General features: G+C 61.8%; 15 protein-coding genes. 1 reads left to right on the forward strand and 14 read right to left on the reverse strand.

Translation table 11 applies throughout. The features are described 5' to 3' along the window. Positions 1 to 58: 58 nt before the first annotated feature. The 4 genes from sixA to ACJ8IM_RS04020 all read right to left on the reverse strand — a co-directional run bounded on the left by sixA (position 59) and on the right by ACJ8IM_RS04020 (position 4,898). Positions 59 to 541, reverse strand: a complete 483-nt coding sequence (gene sixA, locus ACJ8IM_RS04005; RefSeq protein WP_004936230.1) for a phosphohistidine phosphatase SixA — start codon at positions 539 to 541, stop codon at positions 59 to 61. 388 nt (positions 542 to 929) lie between these two features. After that, entirely contained in the window at positions 930 to 3,095 is a 2,166-nt protein-coding gene (gene fadJ / locus ACJ8IM_RS04010) for a fatty acid oxidation complex subunit alpha FadJ (RefSeq protein WP_033653821.1), read from the reverse strand. Continuing rightward, positions 3,095 to 4,405 carry an acetyl-CoA C-acyltransferase FadI gene (fadI, locus tag ACJ8IM_RS04015; protein WP_033653729.1) on the reverse strand — a complete coding sequence of 437 codons (1,311 nt, stop codon included), beginning with the start codon at positions 4,403 to 4,405 and terminating at the stop codon, positions 3,095 to 3,097. Before fadI ends, fadJ begins: the two co-directional genes overlap by 1 nt. A 196-nt stretch (positions 4,406 to 4,601) precedes the next feature. Next, positions 4,602 to 4,898 (reverse strand): YfcZ/YiiS family protein, encoded by a 297-nt coding sequence (locus ACJ8IM_RS04020; RefSeq protein WP_072145088.1) that lies wholly within the window; start codon positions 4,896 to 4,898, stop codon positions 4,602 to 4,604. A 405-nt stretch (positions 4,899 to 5,303) separates the two neighbouring features. On the opposite strand from ACJ8IM_RS04020, the gene fadL reads away from it, so the two are divergent. Continuing rightward, on the forward strand, positions 5,304 to 6,626 hold the full coding sequence (gene fadL / locus ACJ8IM_RS04025) for a long-chain fatty acid transporter FadL (protein ID WP_033653728.1): 1,323 nt from the start codon (positions 5,304 to 5,306) through the stop codon (positions 6,624 to 6,626). Positions 6,627 to 6,743: 117 nt separating this feature from the next. Here fadL and mlaA read toward each other — a convergent pair whose 3' ends face one another. From mlaA to ccmA, 10 genes are all read right to left on the reverse strand, one after another. After that, the gene (gene mlaA, locus ACJ8IM_RS04030) at positions 6,744 to 7,502 is read right to left on the reverse strand and encodes a phospholipid-binding lipoprotein MlaA (protein ID WP_033635394.1); all 759 of its coding nucleotides are present in this window, start codon (positions 7,500 to 7,502) and stop codon (positions 6,744 to 6,746) included. A gap of 28 nt (positions 7,503 to 7,530) precedes the next feature. Beyond that, positions 7,531 to 8,745 carry a c-type cytochrome biogenesis protein CcmI gene (gene ccmI / locus ACJ8IM_RS04035; protein ID WP_033653727.1) on the reverse strand — a complete coding sequence of 405 codons (1,215 nt, stop codon included), beginning with the start codon at positions 8,743 to 8,745 and terminating at the stop codon, positions 7,531 to 7,533. After that, positions 8,745 to 9,212, reverse strand: a complete 468-nt coding sequence (locus ACJ8IM_RS04040; protein WP_033635396.1) for a cytochrome c-type biogenesis protein — start codon at positions 9,210 to 9,212, stop codon at positions 8,745 to 8,747. The genes ccmI and ACJ8IM_RS04040 overlap by 1 nt, the downstream gene beginning before the upstream one ends. After that, positions 9,209 to 9,760 (reverse strand): DsbE family thiol:disulfide interchange protein, encoded by a 552-nt coding sequence (locus ACJ8IM_RS04045; protein ID WP_033653726.1) that lies wholly within the window; start codon positions 9,758 to 9,760, stop codon positions 9,209 to 9,211. The genes ACJ8IM_RS04040 and ACJ8IM_RS04045 overlap by 4 nt, the downstream gene beginning before the upstream one ends. Continuing rightward, a complete protein-coding gene (locus ACJ8IM_RS04050; protein ID WP_033653725.1) occupies positions 9,757 to 11,727 on the reverse strand; it encodes a heme lyase CcmF/NrfE family subunit in 1,971 nt (656 codons plus the stop codon). Before ACJ8IM_RS04050 ends, ACJ8IM_RS04045 begins: the two co-directional genes overlap by 4 nt. Further along, on the reverse strand, positions 11,724 to 12,218 hold the full coding sequence (gene ccmE, locus ACJ8IM_RS04055; RefSeq protein WP_033653724.1) for a cytochrome c maturation protein CcmE: 495 nt from the start codon (positions 12,216 to 12,218) through the stop codon (positions 11,724 to 11,726). Before ccmE ends, ACJ8IM_RS04050 begins: the two co-directional genes overlap by 4 nt. Then, positions 12,215 to 12,451, reverse strand: coding sequence for a heme exporter protein CcmD (gene ccmD / locus ACJ8IM_RS04060; RefSeq protein WP_033653723.1), 237 nt, complete (start codon positions 12,449 to 12,451; stop codon positions 12,215 to 12,217). Before ccmD ends, ccmE begins: the two co-directional genes overlap by 4 nt. Beyond that, on the reverse strand, positions 12,448 to 13,185 hold the full coding sequence (locus tag ACJ8IM_RS04065; protein WP_033653722.1) for a heme ABC transporter permease: 738 nt from the start codon (positions 13,183 to 13,185) through the stop codon (positions 12,448 to 12,450). Before ACJ8IM_RS04065 ends, ccmD begins: the two co-directional genes overlap by 4 nt. 120 nt (positions 13,186 to 13,305) lie before the next feature. Beyond that, positions 13,306 to 13,965: a heme exporter protein CcmB gene (gene ccmB, locus ACJ8IM_RS04070; protein WP_025303731.1), complete on the reverse strand. Its 660-nt coding sequence runs from the start codon at positions 13,963 to 13,965 to the stop codon at positions 13,306 to 13,308. Then, a complete protein-coding gene (gene ccmA / locus ACJ8IM_RS04075; protein ID WP_033653721.1) occupies positions 13,965 to 14,597 on the reverse strand; it encodes a cytochrome c biogenesis heme-transporting ATPase CcmA in 633 nt (210 codons plus the stop codon). The genes ccmB and ccmA overlap by 1 nt, the downstream gene beginning before the upstream one ends. Between the last annotated feature and the right edge of the window lie 53 nt (positions 14,598 to 14,650).

A 14,650-nucleotide genomic window follows, 5' to 3' on the forward strand; every position in this document is an offset into this window, starting at 1 on the left:
AACGACTCAGGGCGATGTCAGACATCGCCCTGAGTTTATTCCGCACCGCATCCGCGGTTCACACTTTGGCCATCACCTGCGACGGGCTGACCTGCCATTCAAACTTGCCGTAGCTGCCGTCCGCCGGCAGATCGACGTTGGCAATCGCCGAGGTCGCGAACATCGGCGGGCACTCGCCCGGGCACAGTTCGGCCACCAGATAGCCCACCAGCGGCAGGTGCGACACGATCAGCACCGAGCTCACCCCTTGCATCGCCAGCGCCTGCAGATAGCTGCCGACCTGTTCAGCGTTGCCGCCCGGCGTCAGCTCGGGCAACACTTCTTCGCCCTCCGGTAGCGTCAAGGCTTCACGCACCGTCGCCAGCGTCTGTTCGGCCCGCAGATAGGGGCTGACCAGCACGCGTTCAATATCCACAGACTTGGTGTTCAACCAGGCCGCCATCTGACGGGACTCGTCGCGGCCGCACAGGGTAAGGGGCCTTACCGCATCGCTGGCTGCCTCGAGCGCCGCCTCTCCGTGACGCATAATCAAAACTTGCATATTGCACCGCTGTTGTTGACAAAGTAACGCTATACAGAAACGCCGTGCGTGCTGTACCGCCGAGTTTTACAACCCAAAGCCAAAGCTTTAAAACGATAACGCGCCGTCTCTTTATGGCGGCCGGGCATTTTGCCTGAAAGTTTGCCTAAAGAAAACGCTGTTTTTTACAGCAATCCTCCCCGGGCAAACCTCGATTGCTCACAGAACAATCAATTCAACGGGTTAAATTTTAACCTTTCCGCCATGAAATTTATTGATGGCGGTCAAGCTAACTTACCGCTGCCGCAGCCTCGCTGTACAGCCTCACCGGCTGACGCTGTCGCAAGGAGTGATGGCGATCACAACGCGACCCTGTTGCAACTATAGTGCAAATCGGGCCGCCCTGCGTTCAGCTCCCCAGCGGGTAAAAGCGCTCGCCCTGCTGCGCCATGCGCTGCAGGCGTTCGCACGGGGCGAAATGCTCGCCGTGCTGCTGACGCAGGTAGTCCAGCGTCTTCACCACTTTCTCGGCGCCGAGCTCGTCCATATAGCGGAACGGGCCGCCGAGGAACGGCGGGAAGCCGATGCCGAACACCGCGCCGATGTCGCCGTCGCGCGCGCTGCGGATCACGCCTTCGTCCAGGCAGCGCGCCGCTTCGTTCAGCATCATCATCACGCAGCGTTGAGCGACGGTCGCCGGCAGCATGTGCGCCTTCGGCGTGACGCCGAGCAGCGTATACAATGAGGTATCCGCACGTTTGCGCCGCTGCCGCTGCTGCCCTTCGCTCGGGTAGAGATAGAAGCCGCGGCCGTTCTTGCGCCCTTTGCGCCCGTCTTTCAGCACCGCATCGAACGCGGCAGGCGCGGCGAAGCGCGGCCCCAGCGCCTCGACCAGCACGGGAATGATCTTGGTGCCGACGTCGATGCCCACTTCATCCAGCAGGGTGATCGGGCCGACCGGGAAACCGAAGTCCACCAGCGCCTTGTCCAGCGACTCAATCGGCTCGCCTTCCAGCAGGCAGCGCGCCGCTTCGTTGATGTACGGTGCCAGGATGCGGTTGACATAAAAACCGGCGCTGTCGCCCACCACGATGGCGGTTTTGCCCTGCTTGTGCGCCAGCGCCACGGTGGTGGCGATGGTCTCTTCGCTGGTGCCGGCGTGCGGGATCACTTCCACCAGCGGCATCTTGTCCACCGGGCTGAAGTAGTGCAGGCCGATCACCTGCTGCGGCCGCTGGGCCTTTTCGGCGATGCGGCCGATAGGCAGCGAAGAAGTATTGGAGGCGAACACGGTATGCGGCGCGCAGTTGGCTTCTACCTCGGCCACCATCTGCTGCTTCAGCGCCAGATCTTCGAACACCGCCTCGACCACGATATCCACCTGTTCAAAGCCGGTGTAATCGGTAGAGCCGGAGATCAGCATCATCTGCTTTTGCCGTTCCGCCGGGCGCATGCGCCTGCGGCGCACCCGCTTGCCGAGCACGTCCCAGCTGTATTTCAGCGCATGGTTGATACCGGTTTCATTGATGTCTTTGATGCGAACCGGCAATCCGCCGCGGGTGGCGGTGACGCAGGCGATGCCGCCGCCCATCAGGCCGCCGCCGAGAATGCCGACGCGATGCAGGGCGTGCGGCTGGGCATTGCCGCCCCGCTCCTTTTTCAGCGCGGTGGAAGCGAAGAACAGGCTGCGAAGCGCCGCCGACTGCGGCGTCATCGCCAGCTCGCCAAAGGCGCGCGCTTCGGCCTCATAGCCGCTGGCGCTGCCGTGATCCAGCCCGGTGCGCACCACCTGAATGATGCGCTCCGCCGCCGGGTAGTTGCCGTGGGTTTTCGCCAACGTTTTCTTGCGCACGATGCTGAACAGCAGACTTCTGCCCAGCGGGCCGTTGAGCAGGCGATCCTGCCACGGCAGCTCGCGCTGATGCTTCCAGCCCTGCTTCACCCGCTCGATGGCGGTCTGCAACAGAATCGACTGCGGCACGGCGTCGTCCACCAACCCCATGCGCAGCGCCTGGCGGGCGCGAATGTGCTTGCCGGTCAGGATCATGTCCAGCGCCTTGGCGGCGCCGACCAGGCGCGGCAGGCGCTGCGTGCCGCCGGAGCCCGGCAGCAGGCCCAGCTGCACTTCCGGCAGCCCGAGCGCGGTTTTATCATCCAGCGAACAGACGCGGCCGTGGCAGGCCAGCGCCAGCTCCAGGCCGCCGCCCAGGCAGGCGCCGTGAATGGCCGCCACTACCGGCACCGGGAACGCGGCGATCTGCGCCAGCGTGCTCTGCCCTTTCCTGGCCAGCGTTTCCGCCTCTTTGGCGCTGGTGCAGGCGGCAATCATAGTGATGTCGGCGCCGGCGATAAACGAGTCCGGCTTGCCGGAAACGATCACCAGCCCTTCCAGCGCGCTATGCTGCTGCGCCCGGATCAGCACGTCGTTGACCTGTTCGACGAACTCGGCCTTGAGCGTGTTCACCTTGTCGCCCGGCACGTCGATGGTGAGCACGCCGATGTTGTCGGGGCGAATCGTCAGCTGAAAGGCCGACGGTTTGGCGCGCTGTTCATGCAATGCGTTTTCGAAGCTCATCATTCCACCTCCACGATCATCGCGGCCCCTAACCCGCCGGCGGCGCAGGCGGTGGTCAGGCCCAGCCCGCCGCCGCGGCGTTTCAGCTCATGCAGCGTCTGGGTGATCATGCGCGCGCCGGTGGCGGCGAACGGGTGGCCATAGGCGATGGAACCGCCCAAGACGTTGAATTTGTCCATGTCCACCTCGCCGATCGCCTGGCTGCGGCCAAGCTTCTCGCGGGCGAACTCTTCGCTGGCGAACATCTTCAGGTTAGCCAGCGTTTGCGCGGCGAAGGCTTCATGCATGTCGATGAGCGTCAGATCGGCCAGGCCGATACCGGCGCGATCCAGCGCCAGCGGCGTGGCGTAGGAAGGCCCCAGCAGCATGTCTTCCCACACGTCGATGGCGGCGAAGGCGAAGCTGCGCAAATAGCCCAGCGGCTGCAGCCCCAGCTCTTTGGCGCGCGACTCGCTCATCATCAACACCGCCGCCGCGCCGTCAGTCAACGGTGTGCTGTTGGCCGCGGTGACGCTGCCGTGCTTGCGATCGAACGCCGGTTTCAGCTTGGCGTAGGACGCCAGGCTGGAGTCTTTGCGGATGTTATTGTCTTCAGAAAGCTGCGCGCGGTAAGGCGGCACGTAGGCGGTCATCACCTCGTCGCGCAGCCACCCCTGCTGCCAGGCCTTGGCCGCCAGCTCGTGGGAACGGTGCGCCAGCGCATCCTGCGCCTCGCGGGTGATGCCGTGGCTCTTCGCCATCTGCTCGGCGGTATCGCCCATGCGCAGCCCGGTGGAATACTCCGCCACCGCCGGTGGCACCGGCATCAGATCGCGGAATTTCAGCCGGCTGAACAGTTTGAGACGCTGCGACAGCGTACGCGCCTTGTTGACGTCCACCAGCGTGCGTGCCAGCGCCTTGCTGACGCCGATCGGCAAAACGGAAGAAGAGTCCGCCCCGCCGGCGATGCCAACGCTGATGCTGCCGGCCATGATGCTCTCCGCCACGTTGGCGATCGCCTGGAAGCTGGTGGCACAGGCGCGCGACACGCTGTAGGCGTCGGTATGGACGCTCATGCCGGTGCCCAGCACGATTTCACGCGCGATGTTCGGCGCCTCGGGCATTTGCACCACCTGGCCGAACACCAGCTGTTCGATAAGCTGCGGATCGATACCGCTGCGCGCCAACAGCTCGCTCACCGCCGTTTTCCCTAAATCCACCGCCGGAATGCCGTGATAGGCAGTCGCCTGTTTGGCAAAGGGGGTACGCAGTCCATTCACAATCGCAATGCGGTCACCATGACGGGTCACCAACGGCAGTGCCTTACTCATAAATGCTCCTGAAGAAAATAACGTCAGCGCAATGGGCAGAAAGAGGTCTGACCTGATGAGGTCATTGTTAACCAAACGGTTACATTTGGCAAACCGGCAGAGATCAAAACTGCGAGCAGGCGCACTTTCTATCGGGGGCGGTGTGGGGAAAGGCAATCCCCGGCACGCAGCACGCGGCGCCGGGGTAAAACGGGGATTAACGCAGGCCGAGCTGGAAGATCAGGGTTTCCGCCTGACAGGCGAAGGTAAAATCGGCCTCCAACTGCACGCCGCCGTCAACCGGTTTAATGCTACTGCTGATGTCACAAGGGTCGGATTCGACCGCGCGTGCCTTTTCGCTCAGGGCGGCCAGCATCGCCTCCGCATCTTGTTGATTGCTGAACACCTGGCTGTAGGACGCGGTGCAATCGGTGTTATCCATCACGGTGCCGACATCCACACAGCAACACGCGGCGGTTTCCTGGGCGCTGCATTTATTAATTGCATCTGACATGATTGGTTCTCCTCAAAGGCCTCGGTTATCAGCCCAAATTGCCGTTTTACTCACCGGCACAAAGCTACAAAATTCTGCAGGTATTTTACGCTTCCACGCCGGCAATCACTAGCACTTACTTTTAATGGGTGTTTTAAGTGATGGAAATCACAAATAAAAATGAGCGCCTGCTAAGGAATGGTAAGAATTTTGTTATTTACCGCTGGCGTTTTGTTAAGCAGATCTCTTTTTTGATATCAGGTTGGAAATATTTCAAAAACAAACTTGCAACATTTTCACAGGTCAGACCTATACTTCAGCCACTGGTCTGATTTGTCTGAACGATAACGGACCCTACAATCCCGCGCTCCTTGTTACCTCGTGTAACAATAGTTTAAATAATAAACACATAATGAGGTTTTGGTCATGAGCCAGAAAAACCTATTGACTAAATCAGCTCTCGCAGCTGCAGTGGCAATTATCTCTTCAAACGTGTCTGCCGCAGGATTCCAGCTGAATGAGTTCTCATCAGCTGGTTTAGGACGTTCGTATTCTGGCGAAGGCGCCATGGCGGATACGGCGGCCTCGGCAAGCCGCAACCCGGCGTTGCTGATGATGTATACCCGCCCGGAACTTTCTTTCGGCGCGGTCTTCATCGACCCGGACGTTGACATTACCGGTCAATCCCCTTCCGGCGCCAGTTTGGATTCGAAAAACATCGCGCCGACCGCCTGGGTGCCGAACCTGCATTATGTTCACCCGATTAACGATCAGTTCGCCTTAGGCGGCTCGGTCACCAGCAACTACGGTCTGGCGACAGAATTCAACGACGGCTATACCGCCGGCGCTTACGGCGGCAAGACCGATCTGACCACCCTCAACCTGAACCTCAGCGGCGCATACCGTCTGAATCAACACTTCAGCTTCGGTCTGGGCTTCGATGCGGTGTACGCCAAAGCCAAACTGGAACGTTACGCCGGTGAACTGCCGAAGCTCATCGCCGGTTCCGGCCAATTACCGCCGCAGCTAGCCGGCCCTGTTTCGCAGATCCCGGCAGATACCCAGATTTCGCACCTGAAAGGCGACGAATGGGGCTTCGGTTGGAACGCCGGTATTCTGTACGAAGTGGATGAAAACAACCGTTACGGCCTCACCTACCGCTCTGAAGTGAAAATCGACTTCGACGGTGACTACAAGAGCAGCCTGCCTTCAGCCTTCAACCCGCTGCTGGCCTCTCAAGGTCTTCCGTGGGGCACCAACGGCAACACCATTCCGGGTTCTCTGAGCCTGCACCTGCCGGAAATGTGGGAGCTGTCTGGTTACAACAAAGTGGCGCCGCAGTGGGCCATTCACTACAGCCTGGCCTACACCAGCTGGAGCCAGTTCCAGGAGCTGAGAGCCACCGGCAACAACGGCCAAACGCTGTTCGAGAAGCATGAAGGCTTCAAAGACGCTTACCGCATCGCGCTGGGTACCACCTACTTCTACGACGACAACTGGACCTTCCGTACCGGTATCGCCTTCGATGACAGCCCAGTGCCGGCACAGAACCGTTCGATTTCCATTCCGGATCAGGATCGCTTCTGGCTGAGTGCCGGTACCACCTATGCGTTCAACAAAGACGCGTCGGTCGACGTCGGCGTTTCCTACATGCACGGCCAGAAAGTCACCATCAAAGAAGGCCCTTACACCTTCAACTCTGAAGGTAAAGCCTGGCTGTATGGCGCCAACTTCAACTACCGCTTCTAATCTCGCCTGAGATGGATGCCAAAGCGCCCCGCGGGGCGCTTTTTCTTTGCCTGCCGCGTGCCGCCGGCATAAAAAACCCGCCTGCCGGCGGGTTTTTCATTGGCGTGACGCCCGTGATTACTGCGAGTCGATCTCGTCCAGTTCGCCCTGAATCGCCTTGGCGTTCGGGTTCTCTTCCGGCTTGAGCGAGCCGCCGTTGGCGATGAAGTCGTGGCGCTGGAAGTAAGCTTCGCGCACCATGATGTAAGGATCGGAGGAGTTGCGCAGCAGGCCGTCGGAATCCAGCAGCTGGGCGCGGGTTTCGATCCCCTCGACCACCCATTTGCCCGCCGACATCCAGAAGGTAAGGTAGCTAAGCATCGGATACAGCGTATCCGCAAAGTCGCCGCCGTCTTCACGCAGGGTGAAGCTGCCGTAGCCCGGCAGCATCACGTACGGGCCGTAACCCACATCGTAATGCCCCAACGTGCTGCCGAAGCGGTTCGGCTCTTCGCGCGCCAGTTTCGGGTTGGCCATGCCGGCCACGTCGATCAGGCCGCCCATCCCGAGCAGGGTGTTCAGGAAGAAGCGGTTGAAGTGAATCATCCCGCGGTAAGGGTCGCCCTTGAGGAAGGCGTTGACCATGCTGGCCGGCTCTTCCAGGTTGGAGGTGAAGTTGCTGATGCCGTTACGCGCCGGCATCGGCACGTAGTCACGCCAGGCCACCGCGACCGGACGCAGGATATAGGGATCCAGGACGTTGTAGTTGAAGTCGAACATCGTCCGGTTGAATCCTTCCAGAGGATCGGAACGCCCTTGCGGATCGTTGTCTGGCGCGCTGGCACAGCCCACCAGTAATACCGTTGCGAATGCCACCCCAGTCAGGCGAAAGTTCATATTTTTCTCCATAAAAACACGTTCGGTCTTATTTTTCAGTGACCTGCTTGTTTATCTGAACGCTAACCTGCTCTTTACCGCTGAATGTCTGCAGCGAGCTTTCGCCGAACCAGTCCCCCGGCTGCGGCGTGGCCAATCCGTCCTGTGAGAGGCGCACACGCACCTGCACCTGATGCTGCGCCGAGAGCAGACGCTCGGGCATCATGGCGTTGCCGTCATCCAGTGAGAAAGACAGCGGAAAACGGCTCAGCGGCAATTGTTTTACCGCCACCGGCACCGGGCTGACGCCGTCAGTGACCGAAATGACCAGCGTCCCCTGCGGCGGCAAGGCTTTCGCCGCCTGCGGTGACAGCGAAACGGTCACATTCAGTTTAACATTTTCTCCGCCTGCCTGGGCTTTTGCTTGTGCAATGCTGCGCTTTATCACTTCCGCGCGCGGATCGTTGGCCGGCAGCAGCTGCAGCATCACCTGCCAGGCGCCGATCGCCTGCTTGAAATCGCCCTGTTCGAAGGCATTGAACGCCAACAGGCTCAGCACCCGCGGATCGCCGTGGTTTTCCGCGATCATGCGCCGCAGCAGCTGCGTCGCCTGCTTGTTATCCTCCGGATCGTTGGAGCGCGTCAAGACCTCGGCATAGCCGAGCCGCACTTCCAGACTATTCGGATCCAATTGATAAGCATGAGCAAACGCCTGCGTGGCGGTGGTGGCGTTGTTCAACGCCATGCCGACGCGCCCCAGCATCATCCAGTCGTTGATGTTGCGATCGTCCTGCTGCAGCGCGGTGCGCAGCCCCAGCCCGAGGCGGGCGATCTCTTCCATGCTCAGCGGTTTGGCGCGCTCATTGGCAACGCGCTCGCGCAATTCCGGCATTTGCGCCTGCACCAGACGCCAGTCCAGCACCTGCGCCAATCCGCCGGTTTTCAGATAAAAGCCAACGGTCACCGCCAGCAATAACAGCACGCCCGGCACCAGCGCCCAACGATTGATCGGTTTCGCCTGCGCCGCTTGCTCGGCCGGGATGTCGTTCAACAGGTTCTGTTGCAGCTCTTTCACCAGCTCCGGACGCTCGGCCACCACGCCCTGCTGCTCGTCCTGCTCCAGCTCGCTGAGACGATCCTGATAAAAAGCCTTGTTCAACGCATCGCGCGTGGCGGCGCTCTGCTTGCCGTGGCGCATTGCCGGCACCACCAGCAACGCGGCGGCGCCGGCCAGCAACACGCAAATAATCAGCCAAAAAGCCATTAGGGTTTCTTCCTGTCAGTCTCTTGCAACAGCGCCGCCAGGCGCTGCCGTTCCCGTTCGGAGAATGCATCGTCCACCGCCGCGCCAGGCCGGCGCCGGGCGCGCAGGATCACCACCGCCCCGCCGATCAGCACGAACAGCAGCGGGCCGATCCACAAGATCAGCGTCGCCGGCGTTACCGGCGGCTCGTAGGTGACGAAATTGCCGTAGCGCGCCACCATGTAATCAATGATCTGCTGCTTGCTTTGCCCCTGCATCATCAGCTCGTACACCTTGGTGCGCATGTCGGCGGCGATGATGGCGTTGGAATCGGCAATGCTGTTGTTTTGGCATTTCGGGCAACGCAGTTGTTCGGTCAACTCGCGATACTGCTGCTCCTGCTCGACGGAGTTGAAGCGATAGGTATCGATCGCCGCGGCGGCGCTCCAGCTCAGCAGCGCGGCGCACAGCAGGACAATCAGCCTCATGCCTCACCTCCGTACTTTTTATACAGCGGCAGCACTTCCTGCTGCCAGACGCGCTCGTTCATATCGCCGGCGTGGCGATAGCGAATAATCCCCTGGCCGTCGATGAGAAAGGTCTCCGGCGCGCCGTAGACCCCGAGATCCAACCCCAGCATGCCGTCGCCGTCGTATAGGCTGAGGGCATAGGGATTGCCGAGGGAATTCAGCCAGGTCACCGCCTTGGCGCGATCGTCTTTATAGTTCAGGCCAACCACCCGCACGCCGCGCGCCGCCAGCGTATTGAGATACTGGTGTTCCGCGCGGCAGGTCGGGCACCAGGTGGCCCAGACGTTAAGCAATATCGGCTTGCCGTCGCGCAGCACCGCCTGATCGTAGGTTTTGCCGGGCTGATCCAGCGATTCCAGCCTGAAGGTCGGCACCGGTTTGCCGATCAGCGCCGATTCCAGCATGGTCGGATCTTCGCCGCCGGCGTTGCGCGTCAGTTGCACCATCAGCGCCGCCACCAGCAGCAGGAAGAGTACCAACGGGATAAACAGCAGCTTACGATTCATGGTTGCGCCTCCAGCTTGCCTTCGCGCTTGAGTTTTTTGCTCATGCGGTAACGCGGGTCGAGGATGCACAGCAGGCCGCCGATCGCCATAAAGACGCCGCCGAACCAGATCCAGCGCACAAAGGGCTTGTAATACAGGCGCACCGCCCAGGAACCGTCCTCCAGCTCTTCGCCCAGCGCCGCATACAGATCGCGGCTGAAACCGCCGTCGATCGCCGCCTCGGTCATCATGCTGCGCGCCACGCTGTAATAGCGTTTCTCCGCGCGCAGCGTCGCCTCCGGCTTGCCGTTGCGCGTGACGTCGATGATGCCGACGCCGCCGCTGTAGTTCGGGCCGCGAATGTCGTGCACGTCGCGGAACACGAAGTGATAGTTGTGGATATCCACGCTGTCGCCGGCCTTCATCCGCACGTCGCGCTCCACGCTGTAGTTCTGGCTGAAGGCGATGCCGATCACCGTCACCGCCACGCCGAGGTGGCCGAGCACCATGCCCCAGTGGCTGCGGGACAGCTGGCGCAGCCCGCGCCAGAAACCGTGACGGTGGGTGGCACGCTCATGCAGCTCCATCAGCGTCAGGATGATCACCCACAGCGCCATGATCAGGCCCACCACCGTCATGCCGGCGATGCTGTCCTGCAGCAGCCACGGCAGCAGAATCGACAGCGCCAGCGTCGCCAACAGCGCCACGCCGAGGCGGCGCCACAGCTTGCTCGGCTCATCGCGGCGCCAGCGCACCAGCGGGCCGATGCCCAACAGAAGCGCCAACGGCGCCATCAGCCAGGTGAACATGGTGTTGAAGAACGGCTCGCCGATCGAGATGCTGCCCAGCCCCAGCTGTTTGTGCACCAGCGGCAGCAGCGTGCCCAACAGCACCACCAGCATGGCGGCGATCAGCAGCACGTTGTTGCCCAGCAGGAAGGTCTCGCGCGAGAAGGTCTCGTGCTGCACCCGGCTGCGCACCTGGCCGCCCTTGACCGCGTACAGCAGCAGCGAACCGCCGATCACGATCACCAGATAGGCGAGGATAAACATGCCGCGCGCCGGATCGGAGGCGAAGGAGTGCACCGAGACCAGCACGCCGGAACGCACCAGGAAGGTGCCCAGCAGGCACAGCGAAAAGGCGGTGATCGCCAGCAGCACCGTCCAGGCTTTGAACGTGCCGCGTTTTTCGGTCACCGCCAGCGAATGCATCAGCGCAGTGCCGGCCAACCACGGCATAAAGGAGGCGTTTTCCACCGGATCCCAGAACCACCAGCCGCCCCAGCCCAGCTCATAGTAGGCCCAGGCCGATCCGAGCACAATGCCCAGCGTGAGAAACACCCAAGCGGCGGTGGTCCACGGGCGCGACCAGCGCGCCCAGGCGGTGTCGAGCCGGCCGGCCATCAGCGAGGCGATGGCGAAGGCGAAGGCGACCGAGAAGCCGACATAGCCCATATACAGCAGCGGCGGGTGGAAGATCAGGCCGATATCCTGTAGCAGCGGGTTGAGATCGCTGCCGTCGATCGGGAAATTCGGCAGCGTGCGGGTGAACGGATTGGAGGTCATGATGATGAACAGCAGGAAACCGGCGGTGATCATCCCCATCACCGACAGCACCCGCGCCACCGCATCCTGCGGCATCGCCCGACTGCACAACGCCACCGCCAGCGACCAGCAGCTCAGCAGCAGCACCCACAGCAGCAGCGAACCTTCATGCGCCCCCCAGGTGGCGGCGATGCGGTAATACACCGGCAGTTGGGTATTGGAGTTGGTGGCCACGTAGGCGACGGTAAAATCGTTGACCACGAAGGCGTGCACCAGGCACAGAAACGCCAGCGCTATCGCGGCGAACATGCCGTAGGTCAGCGGCCGGGCCACCGCCATCATGCGGCTGTCCTGCCGCGCCGCGCCCCACTGCGGGTAAATGCTCAGCAGCAGCGCGATCGCCAGCGCCAGGCACAGCAGAAAACTGCCCAGTTCCGGCATCATGACTTGGCGCCCTCCGCCTGCGGCGCGTTATACGCTTCCGCCGGGCCTTTGTGGTTCTCTTTCATCGCGTCGGCCACTTCCGGCGGGGTGTATTTCTCGTCGTGTTTGGCCAGCACCTCGCGCGCGTTGACCACGTTGCCCTCACCCAGCACGCCCTGCGCCACCACGCCCTGCCCTTCGCGGAACAGGTCCGGCAGAATGCCAGTGTAGGTCACGCCGATCGCGCCGCGCGCGTCGTAAATCTTGAAGCTGACCTGCAGCGTATTGGGATCGCGTTTCACCGAGCCGGGCATCACCATGCCGCCGATGCGCAGCCGCTGGCCGACCTCGGGCTTCTCATTATTTTCGCCCTTGCCCTGCAGGATCTCACCCGGGGTATAGAACAGATCGATATTGGAGCGCAGCGCGTACAGCATCAGGGTCGCGGTCAGCGCGATGCCGATCAGCACAACGATCGCCAGATAAAGGCGGCTTTTACGACGTGGATTCACAATGATTTCTCCCGCGGTGCGGCGGATTTTTGTTTTGATTGTTGCGCATGGCGAATGCGCCGCTCGCGTGCCTGACGGCGGCCGATCTCGGCGAGCAACTGCCGCCGTTGCCAGATGGTGTGCGCCACCAGCCCCAACAGCGAAATCAGCGTGGCGGCGACCGCCAGCCAAACATAGAAGGCGTAACCGCCCATGGCGAAAAACGCCGACCAGGAATCGAATGCGGCGTTCATGACTGACGCTCCTTATTCACCAGCCCGGCGACCCACGGGCGCTGGCGCTCCTGGAACAGGATCAGATTGCGCAGGCGCATCAGCGTCAGCGTGACGAACAGCAGCAGGTAACCGAGGATCGCCCAGCGCAGCGGGGTGCGCATGCTGGGCGCGATAGATTGCTGCATATTGGTCGAGCCCTGATGCAGCGTATTCCACCATTCGACCGAAAAATGGATGATCGGGATATTCACCACGCCCACCAGCACCAGAATCCCGGCGGCGCGGCCCGCCAGACGGCGGTCTTCAAAGGCGTTGTACAGCGCGATGACGCCCATATAAAGGAACAGCAGCACCAGCTCGGAGGTCAGACGCGCATCCCACACCCACCAGGTGCCCCACATCGGCTTGCCCCAGGCGGAGCCGGTCACCAGCGCGATAAAGGTGAACACCGCGCCGATCGGCGCCATCGCCGCCACCACGGTATCGGACATTTTCATCTGCCACACCAGGCCGATAAACGCAGCCACCGCCATCGAGGCGTAGATGCCCATCGACCACATGGCCGCCGGCACGTGAATATAAATGATGCGGAAGCTGTCGCCCTGCTGATAATCCTTCGGCGCGAAACCAAAGCCCCATGCCCAGCCAAGCAGCAGGCAAGCCGCCGCCGCCAGCCCCAGCCAGGGGACAAAGCGGCCGCAGACGTGATACAGCCGTTCAGGCCGCGCCAGTTGATGTAACCATTTCCACATTGTCGTCAGTGCTCACGGTAATTTTTATGCGTCGGCCGCCCCGAGCGATCGAAACGGCGAAAATCTTCTGCGGGGTACGCTCTTCTCGGCCTTGCCCCGTCTGTTCATTCAATACGTTAGCTAGTGCACGCTCACTCGCAGCGCCGCCGCGGTGGCAAACGGTGCCAATGTCACGCTGCCCGCCAGCATCGCGCCCAGTATCGCCAGGTAACCGTCGATCGGCATGCCCATCGAGGCGGCGTCGATCGCCCCGGTGGCGAAGATCAGCACCGGAATATACAGCGGCAGCACCAGCAGGCTGAGCAGCACGCCCCCTTTGCGCAGGCCGACGGTCAACCCCACACCGATAGCGCCGATCAGGCTCAGCGTCGGCGTGCCGAGCAGCAGCGTCCCCGCCACCGCCAGCCAGGTCTGCATATCGAGCGACAGCAGCAGCGCCACCAGCGGCGACAGGATCAGCAGCGGCAGACCCGTCACGACCCAGTGAGCACACACTTTGCCCAGCACCGTCATCGGCAGCGGCGTCGGCAGCAGCAACAGCTGCTCCAGCGAGCCATCGAGGAAATCATCGCGAAACAGCCGCTCCAGCGACAGCAGCGAGGCCAGCAGCGCCGCCACCCACACGATGCCCGGCGCAATGCGCGCCAGCAGCTGCGGCTCCGGGCCAATCCCCAACGGGAACAACGTGATCACTATCAGGAAAAACCACAGCGGGTTGACGATCTCCGAGCCTTTACGGCAGGCGATCTTCAGTTCGCGGCGCACCAGAGTCAAAAACATCACAAACTCCCCGCGTCGTGTTCCGCCAAACGAACTTTGCCCACCGTTTGGCCGACGCCGGCCAAATCCTGATGGGTGGTCAACAATACCATGCCGCCCCGCTGCGCATGTTGTTCAAAAAGGCTAATCAACTCGGCCACGCCCTGTTTGTCGATCGCCGTCAGCGGTTCATCGAGGATCCACAGCGGCGCCGCGCTGAGCCACAGCCGCGCCAGCGCCACGCGCCGCTGCTGCCCGGCGGAAAGCTGCGCCACCGGCAGATCTTCGTAACCCACCAGCCCCACCTGCTCCAGCGCGCGCCAGATGGCCTGATGCTCGGCCGCGCCGCGCACCGCCTGATAAAACTGCAGATTTTCGAAGGGCGTCAATACGGCTTTGATGCCGGGCTGATGGCCGATAAACAGCAAATCTTGCTGGTAATTCGCGCGATCGCGCAGCGTGTTGCGCCCGCGCCAGCACACCTCGCCGCCGTCCGGCCGCGCCAGGCCGGCGAGAATGCGCAGTAAACTGGTCTTGCCCGCGCCGTTCGGCCCTTCTACCTGAATGATATCGCCCGGCTGAACTGAAAAGCTTAGCTCGCTAAACAGGATGCGCTCATCGCGCACGCAACTCAGACTTTTGGCTTCCAGCATCGGGGAACTCATATTTTTCTTTGGGATAGCGAATCATAGCATAAGCCTTTCCC

The organism is Serratia sp. CY33525, from assembly GCF_052169115.1.
Taxonomy (GTDB): domain Bacteria; phylum Pseudomonadota; class Gammaproteobacteria; order Enterobacterales; family Enterobacteriaceae; genus Serratia; species Serratia sarumanii.